Annotated in this window: 19 protein-coding genes; 9 read left to right on the top strand and 10 right to left on the bottom strand. The window is 63.0% G+C overall.

Features of this window, described 5'->3' with window-relative positions; translation table 11 throughout:
• Positions 1 to 7 precede the first annotated feature (7 nt).
• Entirely contained in the window at positions 8 to 2,230 is a 2,223-nt protein-coding gene (locus CDV44_RS25580; protein ID WP_087691426.1) for an FUSC family protein, read from the top strand.
• Positions 2,231 to 2,302: 72 nt separating this feature from the next.
• Here CDV44_RS25580 and CDV44_RS25575 read toward each other — a convergent pair whose 3' ends face one another.
• From CDV44_RS25575 to CDV44_RS25555, 5 genes are all read right to left on the bottom strand, one after another.
• Complete coding sequence (locus tag CDV44_RS25575; protein WP_087691425.1) at positions 2,303 to 2,941, bottom strand: response regulator; 639 nt, start codon at positions 2,939 to 2,941, stop codon at positions 2,303 to 2,305.
• A gap of 510 nt (positions 2,942 to 3,451) precedes the next feature.
• Positions 3,452 to 5,050 (bottom strand): efflux transporter outer membrane subunit, encoded by a 1,599-nt coding sequence (locus CDV44_RS25570; protein ID WP_087691543.1) that lies wholly within the window; start codon positions 5,048 to 5,050, stop codon positions 3,452 to 3,454.
• A gap of 142 nt (positions 5,051 to 5,192) precedes the next feature.
• On the bottom strand, positions 5,193 to 8,345 hold the full coding sequence (locus tag CDV44_RS25565) for a multidrug efflux RND transporter permease subunit (RefSeq protein WP_087691424.1): 3,153 nt from the start codon (positions 8,343 to 8,345) through the stop codon (positions 5,193 to 5,195).
• Positions 8,342 to 11,503, bottom strand: a complete 3,162-nt coding sequence (locus CDV44_RS25560) for an MdtB/MuxB family multidrug efflux RND transporter permease subunit (RefSeq protein WP_087691423.1) — start codon at positions 11,501 to 11,503, stop codon at positions 8,342 to 8,344. Before CDV44_RS25560 ends, CDV44_RS25565 begins: the two co-directional genes overlap by 4 nt.
• 128 nt (positions 11,504 to 11,631) lie before the next feature.
• The gene (locus CDV44_RS25555; protein ID WP_087691422.1) at positions 11,632 to 13,005 is read right to left on the bottom strand and encodes an MdtA/MuxA family multidrug efflux RND transporter periplasmic adaptor subunit; all 1,374 of its coding nucleotides are present in this window, start codon (positions 13,003 to 13,005) and stop codon (positions 11,632 to 11,634) included.
• Between the two features lie 515 nt (positions 13,006 to 13,520).
• On the opposite strand from CDV44_RS25555, the gene CDV44_RS25550 reads away from it, so the two are divergent.
• Together CDV44_RS25550 and CDV44_RS25545 are read left to right on the top strand one after the other, a co-directional pair.
• Complete coding sequence (locus CDV44_RS25550) at positions 13,521 to 14,267, top strand: response regulator (protein ID WP_058375757.1); 747 nt, start codon at positions 13,521 to 13,523, stop codon at positions 14,265 to 14,267.
• Positions 14,268 to 14,413: 146 nt separating this feature from the next.
• A complete protein-coding gene (locus CDV44_RS25545; RefSeq protein ID WP_087691421.1) occupies positions 14,414 to 15,688 on the top strand; it encodes an ATP-binding protein in 1,275 nt (424 codons plus the stop codon).
• 315 nt (positions 15,689 to 16,003) lie between these two features.
• Here CDV44_RS25545 and CDV44_RS25540 read toward each other — a convergent pair whose 3' ends face one another.
• Positions 16,004 to 16,294 (bottom strand): H-NS family nucleoid-associated regulatory protein, encoded by a 291-nt coding sequence (locus CDV44_RS25540; protein ID WP_087691420.1) that lies wholly within the window; start codon positions 16,292 to 16,294, stop codon positions 16,004 to 16,006.
• A gap of 911 nt (positions 16,295 to 17,205) precedes the next feature.
• Here CDV44_RS25540 and CDV44_RS25535 point away from each other — a divergent pair.
• Both CDV44_RS25535 and CDV44_RS25530 read left to right on the top strand, forming a co-directional pair.
• Complete coding sequence (locus CDV44_RS25535) at positions 17,206 to 17,826, top strand: GNAT family N-acetyltransferase (protein WP_087691542.1); 621 nt, start codon at positions 17,206 to 17,208, stop codon at positions 17,824 to 17,826.
• 119 nt (positions 17,827 to 17,945) lie between these two features.
• Entirely contained in the window at positions 17,946 to 19,376 is a 1,431-nt protein-coding gene (locus CDV44_RS25530) for an MFS transporter (RefSeq protein WP_256388479.1), read from the top strand.
• A gap of 36 nt (positions 19,377 to 19,412) precedes the next feature.
• Here CDV44_RS25530 and CDV44_RS25525 read toward each other — a convergent pair whose 3' ends face one another.
• From CDV44_RS25525 to CDV44_RS25515, 3 genes are all read right to left on the bottom strand, one after another.
• Entirely contained in the window at positions 19,413 to 19,865 is a 453-nt protein-coding gene (locus CDV44_RS25525) for a DUF6691 family protein (protein WP_087691419.1), read from the bottom strand.
• Positions 19,862 to 20,308 carry a YeeE/YedE family protein gene (locus tag CDV44_RS25520; RefSeq protein WP_087691418.1) on the bottom strand — a complete coding sequence of 149 codons (447 nt, stop codon included), beginning with the start codon at positions 20,306 to 20,308 and terminating at the stop codon, positions 19,862 to 19,864. Before CDV44_RS25520 ends, CDV44_RS25525 begins: the two co-directional genes overlap by 4 nt.
• 79 nt (positions 20,309 to 20,387) lie before the next feature.
• Positions 20,388 to 20,672, bottom strand: a complete 285-nt coding sequence (locus CDV44_RS25515) for a helix-turn-helix transcriptional regulator (RefSeq protein ID WP_249277734.1) — start codon at positions 20,670 to 20,672, stop codon at positions 20,388 to 20,390.
• Between the two features lie 264 nt (positions 20,673 to 20,936).
• Between CDV44_RS25515 and CDV44_RS25510 the strand changes: the two genes are divergently transcribed.
• The gene (locus CDV44_RS25510) at positions 20,937 to 21,806 is read left to right on the top strand and encodes an MBL fold metallo-hydrolase (RefSeq protein ID WP_087691417.1); all 870 of its coding nucleotides are present in this window, start codon (positions 20,937 to 20,939) and stop codon (positions 21,804 to 21,806) included.
• Between the two features lie 13 nt (positions 21,807 to 21,819).
• Here the strand turns inward: CDV44_RS25510 and CDV44_RS25505 are convergent, their stop codons facing one another.
• Positions 21,820 to 22,734, bottom strand: a complete 915-nt coding sequence (locus CDV44_RS25505; RefSeq protein ID WP_087691416.1) for a LysR family transcriptional regulator — start codon at positions 22,732 to 22,734, stop codon at positions 21,820 to 21,822.
• 153 nt (positions 22,735 to 22,887) lie between these two features.
• Here CDV44_RS25505 and CDV44_RS25500 point away from each other — a divergent pair, with 153 nt between their 5' ends.
• The 3 genes from CDV44_RS25500 (at position 22,888) to CDV44_RS25490 (ending at position 25,024) form a co-directional block, all read left to right on the top strand.
• Positions 22,888 to 23,286 carry a 4-oxalocrotonate tautomerase family protein gene (locus CDV44_RS25500; RefSeq protein ID WP_087691415.1) on the top strand — a complete coding sequence of 133 codons (399 nt, stop codon included), beginning with the start codon at positions 22,888 to 22,890 and terminating at the stop codon, positions 23,284 to 23,286.
• Between the two features lie 225 nt (positions 23,287 to 23,511).
• Positions 23,512 to 23,886, top strand: coding sequence for a YXWGXW repeat-containing protein (locus tag CDV44_RS25495; protein WP_087691539.1), 375 nt, complete (start codon positions 23,512 to 23,514; stop codon positions 23,884 to 23,886).
• Positions 23,887 to 24,148: 262 nt separating this feature from the next.
• Positions 24,149 to 25,024, top strand: a complete 876-nt coding sequence (locus CDV44_RS25490) for an ABC transporter substrate-binding protein (protein ID WP_087691414.1) — start codon at positions 24,149 to 24,151, stop codon at positions 25,022 to 25,024.
• The last annotated feature ends 4 nt before the right edge of the window (positions 25,025 to 25,028 follow it).

The following is a 25,028-nucleotide window of genomic DNA, read 5'->3' as shown; positions in this document are numbered from 1 at the left end:
CCGACGCATGGACTACCAGACCGATATCAAGAAGTTCTTATATAGCCACTACTTTTTCACCGGCACCCGGCAGGCAGTGGGTGTCGTCTTGCCCGCGCTCGTGTTGTTCTGGGGGCTCGATCAGCACCTGCTCGGCATCGAAGTCGCTTCCGGGGCCTTGTGCGCCAGCGTCGTCGACATCAACGGGCCGCTGCGTCACAAGCACACCGAACTGCTCAGTTGCACGCTGCTCGGCGCGCTGACGGTACTGATTACCGGCATGGCCACGGCAGCCCAGCCGTGGCAGCTCTGGCTCACCACGCTGATTCTCACGTTCGGCCTGTCGATGCTCGTGGTCTACGGGTTTCGCGCCTCGCTGGTGAGCTTTGCCTGCCTGATGATGATGGTGCTCAACGTCGAGGCCGATCTCACCCGGCATCAGGCCGTGCTCGACGCCGGGGCCGTGTTGATCGGCGGGCTCTGGTACACCTATTTCAGTCTGGTGGTGTGCCGTGTCTGGTGGTTTCGCATCGAGCAGCAAACACTTGCCGAGTGTTTTTTCGTCACGGCGCAGTATCTCGAAGCCAAAGCGGCGTTTTACGACTCATCGACCGATATCGACGATTGCTACCGCAAGTTGATTGCCGCACAGGTCAACGTGGTCGAAAAGCAGCAGGCTGCGCGCGAAATCATTCTGCGCAACCTGCCCCGGCTGCGCATCGGCAAGCTGGAACCGCGCCGCACGATGCTGTTCAATCTGTTCATCAACATCGTCGACCTGCATGAGGTCGTGGTGTCGGTGCACACCGACTATCCGATGCTGCGCCGCGAGTTCGCCAATGAAGACGTGCTCGTGTTCTTCCGGGACATGATTCGCAAGATCGCCGTCGAGGTCGATGCCATCGGCTACGCCATTGCGACCAACGAGCCATCACGCGCGCAGCGCAGCTGGCGCGCGGAGTTTCGTGCCATCGAGTACGAAATCGAACTGATGCGCAAACAGCAGTTGCCGCAGCGCGCACCCGAGGCCTATCAGGCCGTGACCAGCACCTTCCGCCGGGTGTGGAGCGCCACGCGTGTGCTCGAGCGCATGCATCGCAACACCAATATCGCCACGGCCGCCTCCGCCACGGAGATGCAGATCGATCAGGCGCTGTTGCGATTCACCTCGCGGCAGAGCTTCTCGCCCAAGCTGCTGCGCAAGAACCTCACGTTCTCGTCGCCGAGTTTTCGTCATGCGCTGCGGGTGACGATCGCGATCACGGCCGGGCTCATCATCTGCGAGAACTGGTCGTTGCTCGCGGGACAGGCGCACAGTTACTGGGTACTGCTCACGATCATCGTGATCTTGAAGCCCGGCTTCAGCCTCACGAAGCAGAAAAATGCCCAGCGTCTGACCGGCACGCTCGTGGGCTGCGTGAGCGTGCTGATCATCCTGTCGTTCGTGCACAAACCCTGGGTGCTGTTCGCACTGATGTTCTTCTGCATGGTGATGGGCAACAGTCTCTCGCTCTTCAACTACGGCTTGTCCGTGGTGTTCATGTCGTCGTACGTGCTGCTGCTGTTCCACTTTCTGCTGCCGGGCTCGTTATCGGTGGTGGGCGAGCGCGCCATCGACACGTTGATCGGTTCGGGCGTCGCGCTGGTGTGCTCCTACTTGTTCCCCTACTGGGAATATCGTCTGATGGGGCCGCTGATCCGGCAGGCCGTGCAATCGACCCGTGCGTATCTCGAGTCGTGCGCCGGCCGCGAGGGCAAGCGCGACGATCTCGCCTATCGCATGGCGCGCAAGGACATGCACATTGCCTTCGGGAATTTTGGCGCGGCTTTCAAGCGGATGATGCTCGAGCCCAAGTCGAAGCAGGTGTCGGTGGGCGAGCTTAACGACCTGCTGGTGCAGAACCATGTGATGGCGTCGTACATCACCGGCATGTCGGATGTGCTGCCGCGTCAGATTGCCGCCGACAAGAGCGGCGAACTGGGGCAGGTGGTGTCGGCCATCAGCGACTTGCTGTCGCAAGCGGTGGCGGCCCCGGCCGCGTCAGTGCCGACCGACGCACAGGCCGCCAGCGAGGCCATGCGTGACTACACCCGGCGTCTCGACGCGCTCGTCGTCGCGCAGGAGCAGCAGCCCGATGCGCCCGACGCTAATGTGCAGGAACTCAAACAGGTGGTGCATCAGTTGAAGCAGATGCTCCGCGCGGGCGAGCTGATTCTGCGCGATATGCGAGGAATCCGCCTGCCCGCGTGAGCGTGAAGGGTCAATGTGGTGTGTGGGGGGCACGGGAAGCATGACGCGTGATGTTTTAGGAGTGAGCCGGCATCAGGTAATGCCGGTTCGCGTGGCGTAGTGATAGAGATCGACGTCACGATCCAGCCCGAGCTTGCGCATCGCGTTGGTCTTCTGTGAACTGACGGTCTTGACGCTGCGGCTCAGCTTGAACGCGATTTCGCTGATCGTGAGCCCCGAAACGAAGAGCCGCACTACCTCGACCTCGCGCCCCGAGAGTTTCGAGGCGTCGGCTTCGGCATCGTCGGCGACCGAGTCGTGCAATCGCGTGGCCAACCCGGCGGGAATGTAGCGGCTGCCGTCGGCCACCACGCAAACGATGTCGGCAATGGAACTCTGCTCGTCGAGTTTCGAGAGGATCGAGTGCACCCCGAGCTTGAGCATGCCGCGCAAGATCGCCAGATTCTCCAGCATCGTGACGACGATGATCTTGATGTTAGGGAAGTAACGGCGAACATAGCCGATGAGAAACAGCCCGTCTTTGAAGTGACCGCCGGGCATCGAAAAATCGGTCACCAGAATGTCGCACGGCGACTTGGCCAACAGGCTGACCAGCTCCGACGAATTGGCCGCCTCCCCGACCAGTTGAATCATCTCCCGCTCTTCCAGCAAACGGCGAATTCCGTAACGCACGATCGGATGGTCATCTGCGACCACGACATTGATTGTCATCGCTGCCCCCTCCTTTATTCGTCATCTGGCAGAACTGCCGTGGCAGCACGGCGCTTCGTGCCTGCCATCGCAGCGAAGTGGGAACATTCTGGCAAAACGAATCGGCCCTCCTCGCTGGGAGATCGCCCATAGACAATTCACTCGGGCACCCTTGCTACGCACTGTGGTCAACGCGCGAGACGCCCGGCCACTGCCTCATAGCGAGGTAACGGCATGCGAAAGGCTTGAACGCGCTCGCTTGAACGTGAAATCACTCACGCCTCTCGCCGTCCTCTTTGTGCTACTCGCGTCACACCGGTTCGGACAATTCGTAGCGGCGACTTCCGTGATTCCGAGAGCGAAGTTCGGAAATAGCTCAAACACCAACTCGCAAATTAGTGATCGCCCCCCGCAAATGCTCGGAAACGGCGCAATCAGCGGTGCCGCAGATGACAGTCGACGGCAGCGCGCTGGAATGAAAAACGCCGCGCTAGGCGCGGCGTTCAAAGATGACATCCATCCGAATCCGAATCAGCCGGCTGACGCGCCGGAAGCTACACCGGGTGCTGCCGGTGCTGTCGGCGCTGTCGGCGCAGCCGACGTCTCTGGCGAGTCCGTGGCGGCTGGTCCGCCGTCCTCCGGTGGCAAACCGTGCCAGCCGCCGCCCAGCGCCGTCACCAACAGCACGTTGGCCGTGAACTGGCGGCCGAGAATGGTCAGCGACGTACGTTCCGTGCTGTACGCAGTGGCTTGGGCCGTCAACACGTTCTGAAAGCTGACGGTGCCCGCCTTGTACTGATTCAGGATGAGTTGTGCCGCCTCGCGCGACGACTGGACGGCCTGCGTCTGCACGGTCGCCTCGCGGCCCAGATAGTTCAACGCCGCCAGATTGTCTTCGACCGACTGAAACGCCGTGAGCACCGTCTGACGATAGGTCGCCACCTGCGCGTCGTACGCGGCAATGGCCGCGTCGGTTTGCGCACGGCGCAGACCGCCATCGAACAGCGTTGCCGCCAACGCCGGTCCGACCGACCAGAAGCGGCTTGGCAGCGTCAGCCAGTTGGCAAAGCTGCTGCTCTGGAAACCGCCGGAAGCCGAGAGCGAGAGCGCGGGGAAGAACGCCGCCTTCGCCACACCGATCTTCGCATTGGCCGACGCCACGGCACGTTCGGCCGCAGCGATGTCCGGGCGACGCTCCAGCAGTTGCGACGGCAACGCACCCGGCACACTCGGCAATGCCGCGCGCATCGGCGCCACGGCCAGCGAAAACGCCGCCGGTGCCTTGCCGACCAACAGCGCGATGGCGTGCTCCAGCTGTGCCCGGGTCACTTCAATATCGATCGCCGACGCCTGTGCCGACTGCAATTGCGTCTGCGCCTGAATCACGTCGGAGCGCTGCGCCACGCCCACCGCGTACTGGTTCTGCGTGAGCTTGAGCGTCTGCTCGTACGCGGCGACGGTCCGGTCGAGCAACGCCTTCTGGGCGTCGGTCACGCGCAGATCGAAGTAGTTCTGCGCCAGCAACGCTTGCGCCGACAGGCGCGCATTGGCCAGATCGGCGGCACTCGCTGCCGCGCTCGCGTCGCCCGATTCGACCGAACGGCGCACGCTGCCCCAGATATCCGGCTCCCAGCTGGCCGTCCCCGACAGGCTGTAGCTGTTCGAAATGCCGCCGGCGCCCGAGCCGCTCACGGCCGTGTTGCTCACGCGTGAGCTGCTGCGCGTCAGGCTGGAATTGGCCCCGATCGTCGGGAAGAAAGCCGAGCGGGCCTGCGAGGCCACCGCCAGTGCCTGGCGGTAATTGGCCTCGGCGACCTTGATGTTCTGGTTATTGACGTCGACTTGCGCCATCAGGTCGTTCAGCGTGGTGTCCTGATAGATCGTCCACCACTCGCCCTTGGCGGCGGCGTCGTTCGGTTCGGCCAGCTTCCAGTCGCCGGTTTCCTTGAAGGCCGCCGGAGTGTCCATCTCGGGGCGCACGTAGTCGGGCCCGACGGCGCACCCCGCCAGCCAGAGCACGGCACTCGCGGCGAAAAACGCTGCCGTACGGCGCGTGCGCAACGATGCGCCGGCTCGCCCCACGGCGGGGTGACGGGCAGCGTTGTCTTGACGATTCAGGGTACGAGGCATGGCACGGGTCGGCCCATCGGCCGAGACAGGAGAGTCAGATTCGGAAAAAATCGCGGAGGCAGCACGCGGCATGGCCGGCATCGACAGCCAGCAAAGCGGGCGCAGCGAAAGCAGCGAAAGCAGTGGTCGATTGAAGCGGCGATCAGCCATGGCCCACCTCCACGTTGCCGTGACCGCGCGCACGCCAGCGCGCCCAGCGCAAGCGCACCCGGTCGAGATACAGGTACACCACCGGCGTCGTATAAAGCGTGAGCACCTGACTCACGAGCAGACCGCCCACGATCGAGATACCCAGCGGCTGGCGCAGTTCTGCGCCGTCGCCAGTCCCCAATGCGAGCGGAATGGCGCCGAGCATGGCCGCCATCGTCGTCATCATGATCGGGCGGAACCGAAGCACGCACGCGTGATAGATGGCATCGCGCGGCGCCATGTTCTGGCGCCGTTCGGCATCGAGCGCGAAGTCGATCATCATGATCGCGTTCTTCTTCACGATACCGATCAGCAGAATCACGCCGATGAGCGCAATGATGCTGAACTCCGTGTTGAAGAGCAGCAGCGCCAGCAATGCGCCTACGCCCGCCGAGGGCAGCGTCGACAGAATGGTGAGCGGGTGAATGTAGCTTTCATAAAGCACGCCCAGCACGATATACACGGTGAGCAACGCCGTCAGAATCAGGAACGGCTGCGACGAGAGCGCCGACTGAAACGCCTGCGCCGTGCCCTGAAAACTGCCGTGCACGGACGTCGGCATGCCCAGACGCGCGACCGCATCGTTGACCGCCGCCTGCCCCTGCGAGAGCGACACACCCGGCGGCAAGTTGAACGAGATCGTGCTCGCCGCAAACTGCCCTTGGTGCGACACCCCCAGCGCCGTATTTGTCGGCCGATACTTCGCAAACGACGACAGCGGCACTTGCGCACCGGCCGAGGTCACCACGTAGATGTCTTTCAGCGACTCGGGGCTCTGCCACCACTGCGGGGCGACTTCCATCACCACTTTGTACTGATTGAGCGGGTTGTAGATGGTCGATACCTGCCGCTGGCCGAACGCGTCGTTCAGCACGTTGTCGATCTGACTCATCGACAGGCCCAGCCGCGACGCCTGATCGCGATCGACGTCGAGCGTGGTTTGCAGCCCCTTGTCCTGCTGATCGGTATTTACGTCGGCCAGTATCGGCAGCCGCGAAAGCGCGTTACGCACTTTCGGCTCCCACTCGCGCAACTGCTGCAAGTCGTCGGCCTGCAACGTGTATTGATACTGCGCGTTGCTGGAGCGCCCGCCCACCCGGATGTCCTGCACCGATTGCAGATAGAGCTGCGCACCCGGCTCCTTGGCCAGCTTGATCCGTAGACGCGCAATGATCTGGTCGGCTGAGAGCTTGCGATCTGACAGCGGCTTCAACGTGACGAACATCGAGCCGCCGTTGCGATTCGAGCCGCCGGTAAAGCCGGTCACCGTCGCCACGGCCGGGTCGGCCTGCACGATCTTGATGAAGTCGGCGAGCTTCTTTTCCATCGCCTGAAACGAGATCGCCTGATCGGCCTGAATGAAGCCGATCATCCGGCCGGTGTCCTGTTGCGGGAAGAAACCCTTGGGCACTACCGTGTAGAGCCACACGTTCAGACCGATGGTCGCGAACAGAATCACCAGCATCAGCGGCCCGTGGCGCAACGCCCACGTCAGCGACCGTTCGTACTCGCGCAACATGCCGTCGAACATGCGCTCGGTCCAGTTGCCCATGCGCGTCCAGATCGACGGCCGGCGCGGCGGCTCGGTCGCAAGCGGTGCCGCGCCTTGCGGCACGCCCGGCGCCGCACGCCCCTTGAGCAAACGCGCGCACATCATCGGCGTGGTCGTGAGCGACACCACCAGCGAGACCATGATGGCGGCCGAGAGCGTGACCGCAAACTCGCGGAACAGCCGCCCGACAATCCCGCCCATGAGCAGCAGCGGAATGAACACGGCCACCAGCGAGATACTCATCGACAGCACCGTGAAGCCCACCTCGCGCGTGCCCTTGAGCGCCGCCGCGAACGGACTCAGCCCTTCTTCGATGTGCCGCGAGATGTTCTCGAGCACGACGATGGCGTCATCGACCACGAAGCCCGTCGCCACGGTCAGCGCCATGAGCGAAAGGTTGTCGAGACTGAAGCCGCACAAATACATCACGCCGAACGTGCCGATCAGCGAGACCGGCACGGCCACGCTCGGAATCAGCGTCGCACGCCAGTTGCGCAGGAAGACGAACACCACCCCGATCACGAGCGCGATGGAGATCAGCAACGTGCGCTCCACTTCGCGCAACGACGCACGAATGGTCGGCGTGCGGTCCATCACCACGTCGAGATTGATGGCGGCGGGAATCGACGCACGCAGGTTCGGCAGAATCGCGTTGATGCCGTCGACCGTCTGGATGATGTTGGCGCCCGGCTGCGTCGTGATGATGAGCAAGACCGACGGCTTGCCGTTGGCCGAGCCCGCGTTACGCAGATCCTGCACCGAGTCGACCACGTCGGCAATGTCGGCCAGCCGCACCGGCCGGCCGTTCTGATAACTGACGATGACGGGCAGGTATTCCTTGGCCGTCTTCGCCTGATCGTTGGCCAGAATCTGCCAGCGGCGGTCGCCATCTTCCAGCGCGCCCTTCGGCCGGTTGGCGTTCACCGACTGAATCGCCGTGCGCACCGACTCGATAGGAATCTGATACTTGTTGAGCGCCGTCGGGTTGAGTTCGACGCGCACTGCCGGCAATGAACTGCCCCCCACGGTGACGTCGCCCACACCTTCCAACTGCGAAATCTTTTGCGCGAGGATCGTCGACGCCGCGTCGTACATCTGCCCGCGCGTCAGGCTCTCGGACGTGAGCGCAATGATCATCACCGGCGCGCTGGCCGGGTTCACCTTGCGATACGTCGGGTTGCTCGGCAGACCCGTGGGCAGCAGACTGCGCGCAGCGTTGATCGCCGCCTGCACGTCGCGCGCCGCACCGTTGATGTCGCGGCTCAGGTCGAATTGCAGCGTGATGCGCGCCGACCCGAGCGAACTGTTCGAGGTCATTTCCGTGACGCCGGCAATACGGCCGAGCGAGCGCTCAAGGGGCGTCGCCACGCTGGCCGCCATCGTTTCGGGGCTGGCGCCCGGCAGCGAGGCCGACACCGAGATGGTCGGAAAATCGACCTGCGGCAACGGCGACACCGGCAGCAGGCCGAAGGCGACGATGCCCGCGAGCGTGACGCCGATGGTCAGCAGGACAGTGGCGACCGAGCGCCGGATGAAGACAGACGACAGGTTCATCGCGTCTGACCGTCCGGGGTGTCGCTGACGGCATGGCCGCCATGGCCACCGTGGTCACCATCATCCGACGGGCCGAAGCGTCGCTCTCGCCAGGCGCGCGCACGCATGGCCAGACGATCGAACCACAGGTAGATCACCGGCGTAGTAAAGAGCGTGAGCACCTGACTGACCATCAGGCCTCCGACCATCGTGATACCGAGCGGCTGACGCAACTCCGAGCCGACGCCCGAACCGAGCATCAGCGGCAGCGCGCCAAGTACCGCGGCCATCGTCGTCATCAGAATCGGGCGGAAGCGCAGCAGACACGCCTGATAGATCGCCTCGCGCGGCGCCATGCCGTGCTCGCGCTCGGCCTCCAGCGCGAAGTCGATCATCATGATGGCGTTCTTCTTGACGATACCGATCAGCAAAATGATGCCGATGATCGCGATGATGCTGATGTCGTTGCCCGAGACCATCAGCGCGAGCAACGCGCCCACGCCCGCCGACGGCAGCGTCGACAGAATGGTGATCGGGTGGATGTAGCTCTCATACAGCACGCCCAGCACGATGTACATCGTCACCACGGCGGCGAGAATCAGCCACAGCGTGTTCGAGAGCGACGCCTGAAATGCCTGTGCTGCCCCTTGAAAGGTGGTCTGCGTGCTGATCGGCAGGCCGATGGACGCTTCGGCTTCGGTAATCGCCTTGACGGCATCCCCCAGCGACGCGCCCTTCGCAAGGTTGAACGAGATCGTGGCGGCCGGGAACTGGCTCTGGTGGTTGATCGCGAGCGGCGTGGGCTTCTCGGTAATCGTTGCGAACGACGACATCGGCACCTGCACGCCGGTGTTCGACGCCACGTAGATACTCTTCAACGCATCGGGGCCCCGCTGGAAGTCGGAGGACACCTCAAGCACCACGCGATACTGCGACGCCTGCGTGTAGATCGTCGAAATCAGCCGCTGGCCGAACGCGCTGTACAGCGTCTGGTCGACGGCTGCGGGGGTCACGCCGAGGCGGCTGGCCGTATCGCGATCGATCTCCACATACGCTTGCAAGCCGTTGACCTGCAAGTCGCTCGTCACGTCGGCCAGCAACGGCACATGTTTGAGCTTCTCGACGAGTTTGGGCACCCAGATGCCCAATGTGTCCAGACTCGGGTCCTGCAACGTGAACTGATATTGCGTGCGGCTGATGCGGTCTTCGATCGTCAGATCCTGCACCGGCTGCATATACAGCGCGATGCCCGGCACGTGCTCCAGTTGCGGTTGCAAGCGGCGAATGACGGCCGAGGCATCGAGCCCGCGCACGTCCTTGTCTTTCAGGTTGATGAGCAAGCGGCCGCTGTTGAGCGTGGCGTTCACCCCATCGACACCGATGAACGACGACACCGATTCGACCGCCGGATCCTTGAGCACTTCGTTCACGAGCGCCAGTTGACGCTCACCCATGGCGGCGAACGAAATCGACTGCGGCGCTTCCGAAATCCCCTGAATCACCCCCGTGTCCTGCACCGGGAAGAAGCCCTTGGGCACCCACATATAGAGCAGTACCGTGAGCACGAGCGTGCCAAGCGCGACGAACAGCGTCGCGGTCTGACGGTCGAGCACCCACGTGAGCCATTCGCCGTACTTGGCGATGATGCGGTCGAACATCTCGCCGGTCTTGCGGTAGAACTTGCCCTGCTTCTCGTCCGGCACATGGCGCAGCAGCTTCGCGCACATCATCGGCGTGAGCGTGAGCGAGACGACTGCAGAGATCAGGATCGAGACCGCCAGCGTGACGGCGAACTCGCGGAACAGCCGGCCCACCACGTCGCCCATGAACAGCAGCGGAATCAACACGGCGATCAGCGAGAAGGTCAGCGAAATAATCGTGAAGCCGATCTGCTCGGCCCCTTTGAGCGCCGCCTGAAGCGGCTTTTCGCCCTGCTCCAGATAGCGCGTGATGTTCTCGATCATCACGATGGCATCGTCGACCACGAAGCCCGTGGCAATCGTCAGCGCCATGAGCGTGAGGTTGTTGATCGAGAAGCCCGCGAGATACATCACGCCGAACGTGCCGATCAGCGAGAGCGGCACCGCCACGCTCGGAATGATGGTGGCCGAGACGTTGCGCAGGAAGACGAAGATCACCATCACCACCAGGGCGACGGCGAGTATCAGTTCGAATTGCACGTCGGCGACCGACGCGCGAATCGTCGTCGTGCGGTCGGTCAGCAGCTTCATGTCGACGCTGCCGGGCAGCGCGCCCTGCAACTGCGGCAGCAGTGCCTTGACCTTGTTGACCGTGTCGATCACGTTGGCGCCCGGCTGGCGCTGCACGTTCACGACGATGGCAGGCGTGGTGTCGGCCCACGCCGCGAGCTTGGTGTTCTCGGCACCGTCGATCACGTCGGCGATGTCGGTCAGGCGAATCGGGGCGCCGTTCTTGTAAGCGATGACGAGATTGCGATATTCGTCCGCCGACGCCAATTGGTCGTTGGCGTCGATGGTCGAGGCGCGCAGCGGGCCGTCGAAACTCCCCTTGGCCTGATTGACGTTGGCGGCCGCAATGGACGTGCGCACGTCTTCGATATTCAGGCCGTACGACGTAATGGCACGCGGGTTGACCTGAATACGCACCGCCGGACGCTGCCCGCCCGAAATGCTCACGAGGCCGATGCCCGGCAACTGCGAGATTTTCTGCGCCACGCGCGTGTCGACCAGATCCTCCAGCTTGGGCAGCGGCATGGTCTTCGACATGATCGCCAGCGTGATGATCGGGGTGTCCGCCGGGTTGACCTTGTTGTAGATCGGCGGCATCGGCAGATCGCTCGGCAGCAGGTTGCTGGCGCTGTTGATGGCGGCCTGCACCTCCTGTTCAGCGACGTCGAGCCCGAGATCCAGCGAGAACTGCAAGGTGATCACCGAGGCGCCGCCCGAACTCGTCGACGACATCTGGTTGAGGCCCGGCATCTGGCCGAACTGACGCTCGAGCGGCGCCGTGACCGAGGACGTCATCACATCCGGACTCGCGCCCGGATAGAGCGTGACGACCTGAATAGTCGGGTAGTCGACTTCCGGCAGTGCCGAGATCGGCAACAGCCGGTAGGCGACAAAACCGGCGAGCAGAATCGCCAGCATCAGCAGCGATGTGGCAACCGGTCGGAGAATAAACGGGCGGGACGGATTCATTGGCAGCGTCGGGGGAGCATCTCTATGGGCGGCGTGCGAGCGGGCACCGGCATTGGCGCGGTGCCCGCGTATTCGATCAGCGGTTTCAGCAGGGTCGGCAAGGGCAGCAGGCTCACGCGCGCCGCACCTTACTGCCCCGGACGGCGATGGCTGCCATTGCTATTGCGCTTCTCGCCCGGCTGGCGCGGTGCGGTGGCCGCCGCACGGCTCTCCGCCGTGATCACTTCGACCTTGGCGCCGTCGCGCAGCTTGTCCATGCCATCGATCACGAGCTTCTCGCCCGGCTCGACACCCGACTCGACCGCGACGTTGGTGCCATCGGTCGGTCCGAGCTTCACCGTCTTGAGCTTGACGGTCTGGTCGGCCTGCACGGCATACACGAAGCTGCCCTGCGTGCCGCGCTGTACCGCCGCGCTCGGCACGAGCGTTGCATCCTTGAGCGTGTCGACCAGCATCTTCACGTTGACGAACTGGTTCGGGAACAGCATGCCTTCGGTATTGGCAAACGCGGCCTTGAGCTTCACGGTGCCCGTCGTCGTATCGATCTGGTTGTCGATGGAAGCGAGCTTGCCGCTGGCCAGCTTGATCTTGCCCGCCCGGTCGAATGCCTCGACCGGCAACGCCTCACCGGCACGCGTGCGCTTGACCACGCGCGGCAGGTTGTCTTCGGGAATCGTGTACACGACCGTGATCGGCGTGACTTCGTTGATGATCACGATGCCGTTGGTATCGGATGCGTGAATGATGTTGCCCGGGTCCACCTGACGCAGGCCGGCCAGCCCCGAGACCGGCGCGGTGACGCTGGCGTAGTTCAATTGCAGGCGGGCGTTGTCCAACTGGCCCTGATCGGACTTGACCGTGCCTTCATATTGTTTGACGAGCGCGCGCTGGGTATCCACGGTCTGCGAGGCAATCGAGTCCTGCTTGAGCAGCGTCTCGTAGCGGGCCAGATCGAGCTGCGCATTCTTGAGCAGCGCCTGATCGTGGGCGAGCTGGCCCTCCTGCTGGGTCACCACCACCTGGAACGGCCGCGGGTCGATCTCGGCGAGCAACTGGCCTTCCTTGACCATGTCGCCTTCCTTGAAGTGCACCTTCATCAACTGACCGTCCACGCGCGAATGCACGATGACGCTGCGCGTCGGGGTCACGGTGCCCAGGCCATTGAGGAACACGGGCAGGTCGCCCTTCTTCGCGTCCACCGCCGTCACCGGCGTGGCCGGCATGCCCCCCGCGCCTGCCATACCGGCGGGCGGGCCGCCGCGACGGCCGCCCTGCTGGGCCGGTCCTTGGGCGTTCTGAGCCTGCAAGCGGTAGTAAACACCGCCCGCGATCAACACCAGAATTAACCCGATCACGCCCGGCACGAGCCAGCGGCGCTTGCGCGAGGCCGGTGGGGTTGCCCCCATGTCGCGGCGCGCCCCGGCTGCGGGGGACGTGGGCGGCACTGACGAACGACCGGAATCGTTCGGTTGGTCGGAACCGTGGGGACCGTGCTCGGTCATGACTTCCTCGTTACAACGGAGTGTTTAGCGGATTCGTCCGGTGCGGACGACGTTTATTTTTTCTGATTGCTGCGGCGCGGCAAGCTGGCCCGGCGGGGTTCCCCGCCCCTATGCCTCGCCGAAATCGGTGGATCAGCATAGCAGACGGACGTGACACCTTTGTGGGGCAGGACCAAAAAGCGCTTTATGCCGTAAGGGACCCGGTACACGGGAGATGGTTCGCGGTCCGGCGATGCTTCGCAGACCTGCTTATTCCCGCGTGCCGCGCCTCGCAGTGCCTGACCGCAGCGTTCTCCTCGCCCACTTGCGAAAGGCCTGCAAGGCGAGAAAGTGCGGTTGGGTGTGCATGGAAGTGGTGATGCGCAGACAGTGCGAAGCTTAAATGATGTTCGCGGAAGTGCGCGGATTTCGTGCGCTGACGGCGCAGGCTCTATTATTACGCATGATTACAGGTGACCAACACTGTAATGCCCGGAAACAAAACGCGTGCAAAGCCGCACGGGGAGGCCACTATCATGACGACACAACCTGTCAGAACGAATATGAAGATTCTTGTTGTCGACGACGATCCCGATCTGCGTGACCTGCTGCGTGAATATCTCAGCCGTCACGGCTTCTCTGTTGCTGTCATGCACGATGGCGACGGGCTGGCTGCGCGCCTCGAACGAGAGCGCCCTGCGCTGATCGTGCTCGACCTGATGATGCCGAAGGTCGACGGGCTGACGGCGCTGCGTGATCTGCGCGCACGCAACGACGACGTGCCGGTCATTCTGCTCACGGCACGCAGCGACGAGATCGACCGCATCGTCGGGCTCGAGATCGGCGCCGACGACTATCTCGGCAAGCCGTTCAGCCCGCGCGAGTTGCTCGCCCGTATCAACGCGGTACTGCGCCGGCGCAAGTCGCCCGATGCTGCGGTGCCAGAGCAGCGCGAGAACTACACGTTCGGTCCGTTCGTACTCGACTTCCGCAGCCGCACGCTCACGCGCGATGCGCAGTTGCTCACGCTCTCCGACGGTGAGTACGGGTTGCTGCGCCTGCTGGTCAATCACGCCATGCAGGTGCTTTCGCGTGAACGCATCATCGAATTGCTTTACGGCGCGGACAGCGACGTGAACGATCGCGGCATCGACGTGCAGATCTGGCGCTTGCGCCGCCTGCTCGACGAAGACGCTCAGAGCCCGCGCTTTATCCAGACCGTGCGCGGGCGCGGTTACATCTTTGTACCCGACGGCCAGCGGGCCGATATGGCAGCCGGCTGATGCGCCGGGGCCCGGGTCGGTTGTTATACCGGCGTCATACGCTTTTTTTCGAAGCCTTTCGTTGGAAGGGCTTCGCTCACCGGTCTGGCAAGGACTCCGGCAATGCTGGCAATGCTGTTAACCCCGGGCCATATGCGGAGCCCCGCATGAAAGGCCGTTTCGACACGCTGTTTGGCCGTCTGGCGCTGCTTATCATTGCCGCGCTGGTCATCAGCCATTTCTCTTATCTGACGATCCTGCGCAGCGATCACGACGATACGCGCGTACAGAACGCCGCCGAGCAGATGGCGTTCATCATCAAGGCGGCCGCCGAAGTCCATGACGGTCACTCGGAGCTCATGCTGCCGGATCTCGTGCAGGTGGTGCCGGCCACGTTTGCCCATGGCGACGTGTTCGAGCCGCCCAGCAAGACCCAGCGCCTGACCACGGAACTGGCGCGCCGCCTGCCGGCCGGCACCCAGTTGCGGGTCGAGCGCACGCCGCCGCCGCGTATCTGGGCGCGTCTGCCGGGTCGCGATTACTGGATTGCCACGCCCGTGCTGTCGGTGCGCAACCCGCCCGGCACCGCCACGATACTGCCGGGTCTGGCGGCCGTCCTCGGTATCACGGTCATCTTTGCGCTCTTTGCCGCCTGGCAATTGCAGCGCCCCGTGCGCGATATGGCGGCGGCAGCCGAACAACTGGCCACCCATCGCATCCGCACGCCGGTGAAGGAGCGCGGTCCGTTGGAAGTTCGCCAGCTCACCGAGCGCTTCAACCGCATGAGTCACGACATCGTGCAGACCGATCGCGAGCGCAATACGATGCTCGCCGGGATTGCCCACGATCTGAAAACACCGCTCGCCCGGCTGAGGCTGCGCGCCGAGATGATCGACGACACCCAGATGAGCGAGGGCATCACGCGCGACGCCGAATCGATGACGCGCATCGTCGATCAGTTCCTGCTGTTTGCACGGGGCATCGAGTCGGATAGCGCCGCGTCGCCGGTGGAAGCCCGCATGCAGTCGCTGATTCAGCCGTTTCTCGATCAGGGCTATGCGATCGAGCTGGATCTTCAGGCTGGCCCGAGCTTCAAGCTCAAGCAGACCTATCTCGAACGTATCGTCAACAACCTGCTCGACAATGCCGTGACTTACGGACGCGCGCCGATGGCGATCCGCACGTCGCAAGACGCGAGCGGCTGGCAACTGGTCATCGAAGATAGCGGGCCCGGCATTCCCAATGAAGACATCAACCGGATCATTCGCCCCTTCGTGCGGCTGGACCCGGCGCGCGGCGGCAATGCGCACTGCGGGCTGGGGCTGGCCATCGTCGACAAGCTGACGCAGCAACTCGGCGGGCGGGTCTCGTTCAGCAATCGCCCGACGGGCGGGCTGCGCGTCACGTTGATGTTCCCGCCGGACGATCCGGGGGCGGCTTAATGTTGCGTAATGTTGTAACGCCCCGCAAGATTCTCCCCGCGCACTGATTTCCCGTTTGAAACACCCATGAAAAAACCCGCCGTCCAGCACTGGACGGCGGGTTTTATTCATTACGGGCACTGCATCACATCAAGCCACAGCCAGGCGATCCGGGATGGGGGGCAATACAACTACTGGGCTGCTGCTTTACTGCTCTCAGGGACACGTTGGAGATGGCTCAGCGCGATGTTTCTTGTAAGACACCGCAATGACGCTTCGCCCCGCCTTCCCTGGCATGTGACCGGCAATGCCAGTCCGGCAATAACGCCGGCGACTTTACTTGATCAGGAACTTCTCTTTGTTCTTGCCAATCCACTTGGGTGCGCGACCGCGACCCGACCACGTTTCGCCGGTTGCCGGATTCGCATACTTGGCAGCGAGCGGCGCGCGTGCGGCGCGGCGACGGCCATCGGTCGTGGCAAGGCCCAGGTCCTTGGCGGTCAACTCGTACTCTTGAATCTTCTGCTTGAGTTCTGCAATGACTTGCGAAACTTCCTTGGCACGAGCTTCGTCCGCTTGCTTTTCAAGCTTCTCGATCTGCGCGCGAATTTCCTTATAGTTTGCCATCTGGCGTGTCCTTACATTGTTAAAATGGATCGCCACTTAAAATAGCACGAGTTTTAACAAATTGAAAACAGCATTTCCGAAGAATGAGTCTGTGCCAGCACAAATCGCATTGAATCTCCCAAGCACAACTTCAGAATATGCACAGAATCAGGGCATGAATCCCAGAATTTCCCCAGCATTCCTCCCTTCATTACCCCCCGCTAATGTGGGTCATTGCCACGCAATCTGGTGAAAATAGCGAAGCGAGTCGTCAGGACTCCGCATTGCCTGAGCCACAGCGCAACATTCGGCAAGACTTCGTAAGGATTCGCAACAAAACCCCATCGACCGCAACACACACCGGCTTCCCCCATAAAACGCAATCCAAAATATACGATCACAAATATTTAAGAGTATGCCGATTAGTCTGTTATCCAAAACACTACTGACATTCGGGGAATTCACATCGGTGTAGCGCAATTTCCGGATAAGCACTACGGTGAATTCGCGCAAGCGATTGGTTCAGATTCAGGCCACGCATGATGGGTGACATGAAAACGGGCTGTGTTCGTTCAACGGAATGAACGCCCGTGCAATATCGGTGGATAGCTTCCATGAATTGCGCAACAACCAATGCTGCGTCGCGCCATCAATAAATCGGGACGGAAATTCTTTCGTTAACGTATACGTCAATTCGCTATTGCGCATCCATGCATCAATGTCATTTCCCCGGCCGAGCCGGTTTCCGTAAGATGAGAATTGCCGTGAATGCCAATTGACCGCAGGAATTCTCCGGAACGCCCATCAGGTAAGGCTCGGCGCCGATTTCGAGGGTCGGCCTTTTCGCGTTTAGAATTAAGCAAATGACGAATTCGCGTCCTTGGTAACTTCGCAACGGATTTCCGCCGCTTTCATTGATTCGCTCGATTCGCATGACGACTTCACCCTCCGCACCGGCGCTGCCCGAGCGCCACGACACGACGCCGGTCACGCTCACGACCGCACGGACCGTACTCCGCCCTTGGCGGACTGACGATTTGGCTGCGTTTGCCGCCCTGAATGCCGACCGGGCAGTCATGCGTCACTTCCCGACGACGCTCGACCGCGCCCAGAGCGATGCCGTCGCACAGCGCCTGCGCAACCATATGGAAACGCACGGCTTCGGCCCGTGGGCGCTCGAGATTCCGGGAGTAACGCCTTTTGCAGGGTTTGTGGGGCTCATGCGCGTCGGATTCGACGCGCCATTCGTCCCTGCCGTGGAAATCGGCTGGCGGCTCGCCCGCCCATGGTGGTCGAACGGCTACGCCAGCGAAGCGGCCCGCGCGGCCGCCCGTTTCGCGTTTGACGTGCTGCAACTCGACGAACTGGTGTCGTTCACCGTACCGGCCAATGTGCGCTCGCGCGGCGTCATGACACGCATCGGCATGCGGCACTGCCCCGACGAGGATTTCCTGCATCCGCTGATTCCACCGGGCCACCGGCTGCGCCGTCACGTGCTGTACCGCCTGAATGCCGGCGAACTGCTTCAAGCCATGCCGCCCGCGTCAACCTGACGTGGCGAGCGCAATCGATCACATCACTCGCGGCTGCCGTATACGCCAAGCAAGCGGTATTTGCCGTCAATTGGCGGCGCACAAGCGATCGGCGTCGTCTTAGCGATTGAAGGCAACGCATGCGTTATGGGACAATCCATCTCTTTGCGCCAGCCGTCCCCCCCATCGTGTCGCGCGCCGTCATTATTCCGCTCATCATCGCTTGCGCCCTGTTCATGGAGAACATCGACGCAACGGTGATCACCACCTCGCTGCCTGCCATGGCACGCGACCTGCACCAGGACCCGATCTCACTGAAGATGGCACTCACGGCCTACGTCGTGGGGCTGGGTATCTTCATTCCGATCTGCGGCTGGGTCTCCGACCGTTTCGGCGCACGAAACGTTTTCCGCACCGCCATCGGCATCTTCATGGCCGGGTCGATCCTGTGTGCGCTGTCGTTCTCGCTGCCGACCTTCGTCTTTGCGCGCTTCCTGCAAGGCGTGGGCGGCGCGATGATGGTGCCGGTCGGCCGGCTCGTCATCTTCCGCGCGGTGCCCAAGCACGATCTGGTCAAGGCGATCGGCTACCTGACGATGCCTGCGCTGCTAGGCCCGGTCATCGGCCCGCCGCTGGGCGGCGCGATCACCGCCTATCTGCACTGGCGCTGGATTTTCTTCATCAATATTCCGGTCAGCCTGCTGGGGATTTATCTCGCGGGCAAGTACATCGATAACGACCGGGGCGGCGACGCCGGCAAGCTCGATACGGTCGGTTTCGTACTGTCGGCGCTCGGCAGCGGCCTGTTGATGCTGGGGCTCGCCATGATCGGCGAACATCAGGTGCCCGACAGCGTCGTCATCGTCATGTGTGTGCTGGGTGCCGTCTTCCTCTATGGCTACTGGTGGCACGCCAATCGCACCGAGACGCCGCTGCTCGATTTCCGGCTGCTGCGCATTCCCACCTTCCACGCGAGTGTGGTCGGGGGCTCGCTGTTTCGCATCGGTCTGGGCGCCGTGCCGTTTCTGCTGCCGCTGGCGTTGCAGGAAGGGCTGCATATGGACCCGTTCGAGTCCGGCATGATTACCTGCGCCTCAGCGTTCGGCGCGATTTTCATGAAGGCCATTGCGCAGCGCGTGCTGGCACGCTTCGGTTTCCGGCGAGTGCTGATCGTCAATGCCGCGTTCGCTGGACTGGCGCTCGCGTCGTACGGTCTTTTCACGCACAACACGCCGGTGCTTGTGATGTTGGGCGTGGTGGCGTTCGGCGGCTTCTTCCCGTCGTTGCAGTTCACCTGCCTGAATTCGATCGTATACGCCGACATTGCGAGCGGTGACGCGAGCCGGGCGACGAGCCTCGCGAGCGTGATTCAGCAGTTGTCGCTGGGGCTGGGCGTGACGATTGCCGGGATGGTCTTGCAGGCGAGCAGCCGGCTCGCGGGGCACGAGCAACTGACGGCCAGCGATTTCCTGCCCGCGTTTCTCGTGATCGGGCTGTTCTCGTGGCTCTCGATTCCGGTCACCCGCCGCCTGCCCGCCGATGCGGGGACCGAACTGGCAAGACGGCACTGACGTTCGCGGACCGGACACGGACGCCCATCCACCCGGTCAGCCCTTGGTCGATCCCATCGATGCCGCGTGTTTGTCTGCCCGTGCGGGCAACATCGCGTGAATCGCCATACCGGCGAGCATTGCCAAGACGAACGTCAGCCCCTTGCCTGAGCCCGCGCCAAGCAACACGAGCGCCGGCCCCGGGCAGATGCCGGCGATCCCCCATCCGATACCGAACAGCAGCGCGCCGAACACCAGACGCTTGTCGATGCCGTGCAGGCTCGGCCATGCGCGCGGCTCGCCCGTCCACGCCATCGGCTGCGCACGCGCCAGTCGGAAGCCGGCCAGACCGACGGCAATGGCACCGCCCATGACAAACGCGAGCGACGGGTCCCAGCGCCCGGCGATATCGAGAAACCCGAGCACCTTCGCCGGGTTGGCCATGCCGGCGAGAATCAGGCCGAGGCCGAAAATCAGCCCGCCAACGAACGCCAGTGCAAACTTCTTCATGCGGCACCTCCGACATGCAGCACATGGCGCACGACGAACACCGTGAGGAAGCCCGTCACCATGAAACACAGCGTGGCGGCCAGCGATCGCCACGACAGTCGCGACAAGCCGCAAACCCCATGGCCGCTCGTGCAGCCCGAGCCGAGCCGTGTGCCGAAGCCGACCAGCAAGCCCGCCCCTATCAGCATGGCGAAACTCGCGTCGATTTGCGCTTCCGGCACGACCGCCAACAGGCGATACGCCCAAGGGGCAACCATCAGCCCGGCGATGAACGCCAGCCGCCAGCCGACGTCACCCGCGCGCGGGCGCAACAAGCCACCGACGATGCCGGAGATGCCGGCGATGCGGCCATTGGCGAGCATGAGCCAGACGGCAGCCACGCCGATCAGCACGCCACCGGCCAGCGCCGTCCACGGCGTGAAGTGAAGGGTATCGAGGGTCATGGGCGGTCGATCCAACAGAGAAAACACAGACGACGGGCAGTGAGAAGGCGCACGGCGAAGGCCTTACCGGTTCATCGCGTCACGGTTTAGGGCAGAACTGATCGTAGAGACAAGACAGCACGGCAAGTACGGTAGCGTCGCCCACCGCGTAATAGATACGCTTGCCGTCGCGGCGCGTGGTGACGAGTTGTTCGGTGCGCAGTACGGCGAGTTGTTGCGACAAGGTCGGCTGCCGGATATCGAGCTGCGATTCCAACTCGCCCACCGATCGTTCGCCCTGCGTGAGCTGACACAGAATCAGCAGCCGATCCTCGTTGGCCAACGCGCGCAGCAGCTTGGTCGCATCGCGCGCGGCCGTGCGCAAGCGCGCCACGTCCAGCGGCGCACCCGTGCCTGTGCCATCCGGATTCACGGATGTCGGCGGTGTCGCGGCAGCCGAAGCACCGAAGGCATCAGAGGCATGGGAGACGTCAGCGATGTTGGCGTGCAGGGGTGACGAAGTGGCACGTGGCATGGCAGGATCGAGGCAATTCGAGGGCGGACGCCGCGCGACGCTATGTCACGCATATCGCGTACACTTTACTCGTTTATAATATATCAATCGATAAACCTTTGCAGGAGCCCGGCCATGTCAGCCACCGCAGCCCACATCGAAGCCTTCTTCGACACCGGCACCTCGACGGTGACCTATGTCGTATTCGATGCGCCGGGCGGTCGCGCGGCGATCATCGACCCCGTGCTGGACTACGACCCGAAGGCGGGCCGCACGCACACGGGTTCCGCAGAGCGCGTGCTTGATTTTCTGAAGGCACAGCAACTGACGGTCGACTGGATTTTGGAAACGCACGCGCACGCCGACCACCTGTCGTCGGCGCGTTGGCTCAAGGAGCGCGTGGGCGGGCGCATCGCCATCGGCGGGCATATCCGCGACGTGCAACATGTTTTCAAGAAGCTGTTCCATCTCGGGGCCGACGTGCCGCCCGATGGCTCGCAGTTCGATCACCTGTTCGACGATGGTGAGACGTTCGCCATCGGCAATCTGCAAGCCGAAGCGATGTTCGTCCCCGGCCATACGCCGGCCGATATGGCATACCGCGTCGGTGATGCGGTGTTTGTCGGCGACACGCTCTTCATGCCCGACGTCGGCACGGCGCGCTGCGATTTCCCCGGTGGCAATGCGCACACGCTCTATCGTTCGATCCGCCGACTGCTGTCGCTGCCTGAAGCCACGCGTCTGTATATGTGCCACGACTATCCGCCGGCGAGCCGCGCGGCGAACTGGCAAACGACGGTCGGCGAACAGCGTCGCGCGAACATCCATGTGCACGACGGCATCGACGAAGACGCCTTCGTCGCGATGCGTGAAGCCCGCGACCGGACGCTCGACATGCCCACACTGATCCTGCCCGCCGTGCAGGTCAACATTCGTGCCGGTGACATGCCCGCGCCCGAGTCCAACGGCACGCGCTATCTGAAGATTCCGATCAACGCGCTGTAACTCGCCCTGTAATTCATGCGCTTAACGCGGCTGGCGCGGCAAGCTGCGACGCCAGCGCCTGGCGCGCCTGCGTGACCCAATCGGGCTCACCCCGGCGCGCGGGCAACAAGTGAAACTCTGCGTCGGGCAGCTTGGGCAAGCGCCGCCGGCTCACCAGCTTCTCGATCCGCATGAGCGACGGCCCCGCCGCCGACGCGTTCAGACACGCCACCCCGAGTCCCGCACTCAACGCCAGTTGCAACCCCGCCACCCCGGACGCCACGTGCGCAATCGTGTACGGCACGTGATGCGTGTCGAGCCATTGCGTGGTGAAGCGATGCAGCGCGCAAGTGTCCGGCAGGACGAGCAGCGGTAACGGCGCGTCGGGATCGAGCACAAAATCGGGGGCGGCCACCCAGTCGAGCGACTCGCGAGACAGCGCGAGCGTACCGGCAACGCCATCGCGGCCGAGCGACTTGCCAAGGATGCGCATCGACACGCCGATATCGAACTCCCCCGTGTCGTAACCCGTTTCGATGACACCGCTCTTGAGAATCGTCACGTGGATGCGCAGCGCCGGGTACACCACCCCGAGATGCCGGAGCATGCGTGCGACTTCGCCGGGGCGGAAGTAGTCGGTAATGGCCAGCCGCAGTTCGCCCGACAGCGAAAAACCCCGCACGTCGTGCCACGCCTGCTCGCTGTGTGCGAGCAACTGCCGCGCGTGCCCCAGCAAGCGGTCGCCCGCCGCCGTCGGCGCCACGCCGAGCTTGCCGCGCGTGAACAGCGACACGCCAGCGCGGGCCTCCAGCTTGCGAATCTGTTCGCTCACCGATGACTGCGAGAGAAAGACCAGCGGTGCCGCCGCCGACAGGCTGCCGGCATCCGCGACCGCGACAAAGGTGCGCAACTGATCGAAATCGAATCCCGGCGCCATCATCTCACCCATTTGATAAACCGATGGATCACATCGTAAATTCCCGCTTTTCCGATGTCAACCGAGACCCTAGACTGAAGTCACGCTTTTCAGACGCCCGGACGGCGCCAACCTAAGGGCCAACCCCGGCGCCGACACTTTCGTCACCACTTCAGGAGTCTCGTCATGCCCCATCTCGTTCTGCAACTCTCCGGCACGCCCAACGACAAGCTCACCCGCGATGCCGTGCGCGCCGTCTCGCAACTCACTGTCGACGTGCTTCACAAGGCACCCGAGGTGATCGCCGTCACCGTCGACTACATTCCGCACGAGCGCTGGTTCATTGGTGGCGCACCGCTCGCCGAGCAGGGGAAAAACGCCTTCCATCTGGATATCAGCGTGACCGACGAGACGAATACGAAAGCCGAGAAAGCGCAGTACATCGCACAGGTGTTCGAGACGCTGTCGGGCTTGCTCGGCAACGTGCACGCGTGCTCGTACATTCACGTGATCGACGCACGCGCCGCCGCATATGGCTACGGTGGCCGCACGCAGGAATTCCGGCATCAGCACACCGCGAAATAAGTGGCGGCTAACATTCACCATCCGTTCACCATCGTGTCGACCGGCGGGAAATCCCGACTGCCCGCCGGTTTCGTAAAAACACGTGAAAGCCGCTGCTCATGCGGCTTTTCGGCCAACAGAACGAAACAATTCCAACACTTTCTTACGACTATTTGCTTCGTTATTCGCCACTTCACCTCGTACGATGAAAGCGCATTCAAAGACATCGCTTTCAAGGGGGCGAATATGAAAAAACTGACTCTTACCATCGCGCTCGTTGCCGCCACGCTTGGCGGTATTGCAGTGGCACCCGCGCAAGCTCAGGTGGGTGTTTCGATCAGCATCGGCGCACCGCCGCCGCCGCGTTACGAAGTGGTGCCGGCGCCGCGTCCCGGCTATGCATGGGCACCGGGCTTCTGGGATTGGGACGGCCATCGCCACGTATGGGTGGGCGGTCACTGGGAACGTGCACGTCCGGGCTACGCCTATCGTGCACCGGTCTGGCATCAGGGCCCGCACGGCTGGGCGCTCGATCGCGGCGGCTGGGACCATGGTCCGGGACCGGATCGTCATGATGACCACGACCGCGATCACGACCATCGTTATGACCACCACGGCTGATCTTCCGGCAGTACGGCGAGCGTGACCATCGGCACGCTCGTATCATTGCCAATCAGCATGAAACACCCCGCACGCCGGCGCTTATCTGCGCCGGCGTTTTGCTAAGAAAAATCGATTGGTTGGGCCCGCATGCGCGCCCCGTTATCGTGTGAAACCCGCTCGCCACTATCCGTGACGAGTTACCGCCGAACCCTGTCCGGAATATCCCCGGCGGTATCGAGTGAAGGTTTTACGCGTCTTAAAAAACGGAGCCCATCAGGCCATGCAAAACAACAATCGCACACCACGCGCCAATCACACCCAGCACACCCAACGCCACCGTCGCGGCCGCACCTCGGTCTTCGCCGCCGCCCTCCTCTCTGCCGTTGCCCTGCTGCCGCTCGCAGCACATGCCGACAAGCTCGACGACATCAAGAAGGCCGGCGTGCTGCGCGTCGCGACGTTCGACAGCAACCCGCCGTTCGGCTACGTCGATGCGAAGTCGCACAAGATCATCGGTCTGGATGTCGACTACGCCAAGGCCATCGCCGACAAGCTGGGCGTGAAGCTCGAACTGCAACCGACGAACCCCGCCAACCGCATTCCGTTCCTGACGTCGAAGAAGGTCGACCTCGTGCTCGCCAACTTCACGATCACGGATGAGCGCGCCAAGCAGGTCGATTTCAGCATCCCGTACTTCTCGTCGGGCCAGCAGTTTCTTGCGAAGAAGGGCACGCTCTCGTCGGCGGATCAACTGAGCAAGCTGCGCGTCGGCGCCGACAAGGGCACCACCAACGAAATCACACTGCGCGAGAAATACCCGAGCACGACCATCGTGGCCTTCGACGACACGCCGTTCGCCTTCGCCGCCCTGCGTGCGGGCACCGTACAGGCGATTACGCAGGACGGCCCGAAGCTGGTCGGCCTGCTCGCCAACGTGCCCGACAAGCAGAACTACGAAATCCCGGCGTTCACGATCTCGAACGACTACATGGGCGTGGGCGTGCCCAAGGGTGAAGAGCGTCTGACAGCGTTCGTGAACGACACGCTGCGTGGTCTGGAAAAAGACGGCACCGCCGTCAACATCTACAACCGCTGGTTCGGCCCGCAAACGTCGCAGCCGCTGCCGCGTCTGTTCAAGATCGGCGACAAGGTCTGAGTCT

Origin of the sequence: Pandoraea sp. PE-S2R-1, from assembly GCF_002179865.1 — a bacterium.
GTDB lineage: Bacteria > Pseudomonadota > Gammaproteobacteria > Burkholderiales > Burkholderiaceae > Pandoraea.
The sequence above is the reverse complement of the archived record's forward strand: the minus strand, read 5'-3'. Positions and strand labels throughout refer to the sequence as shown.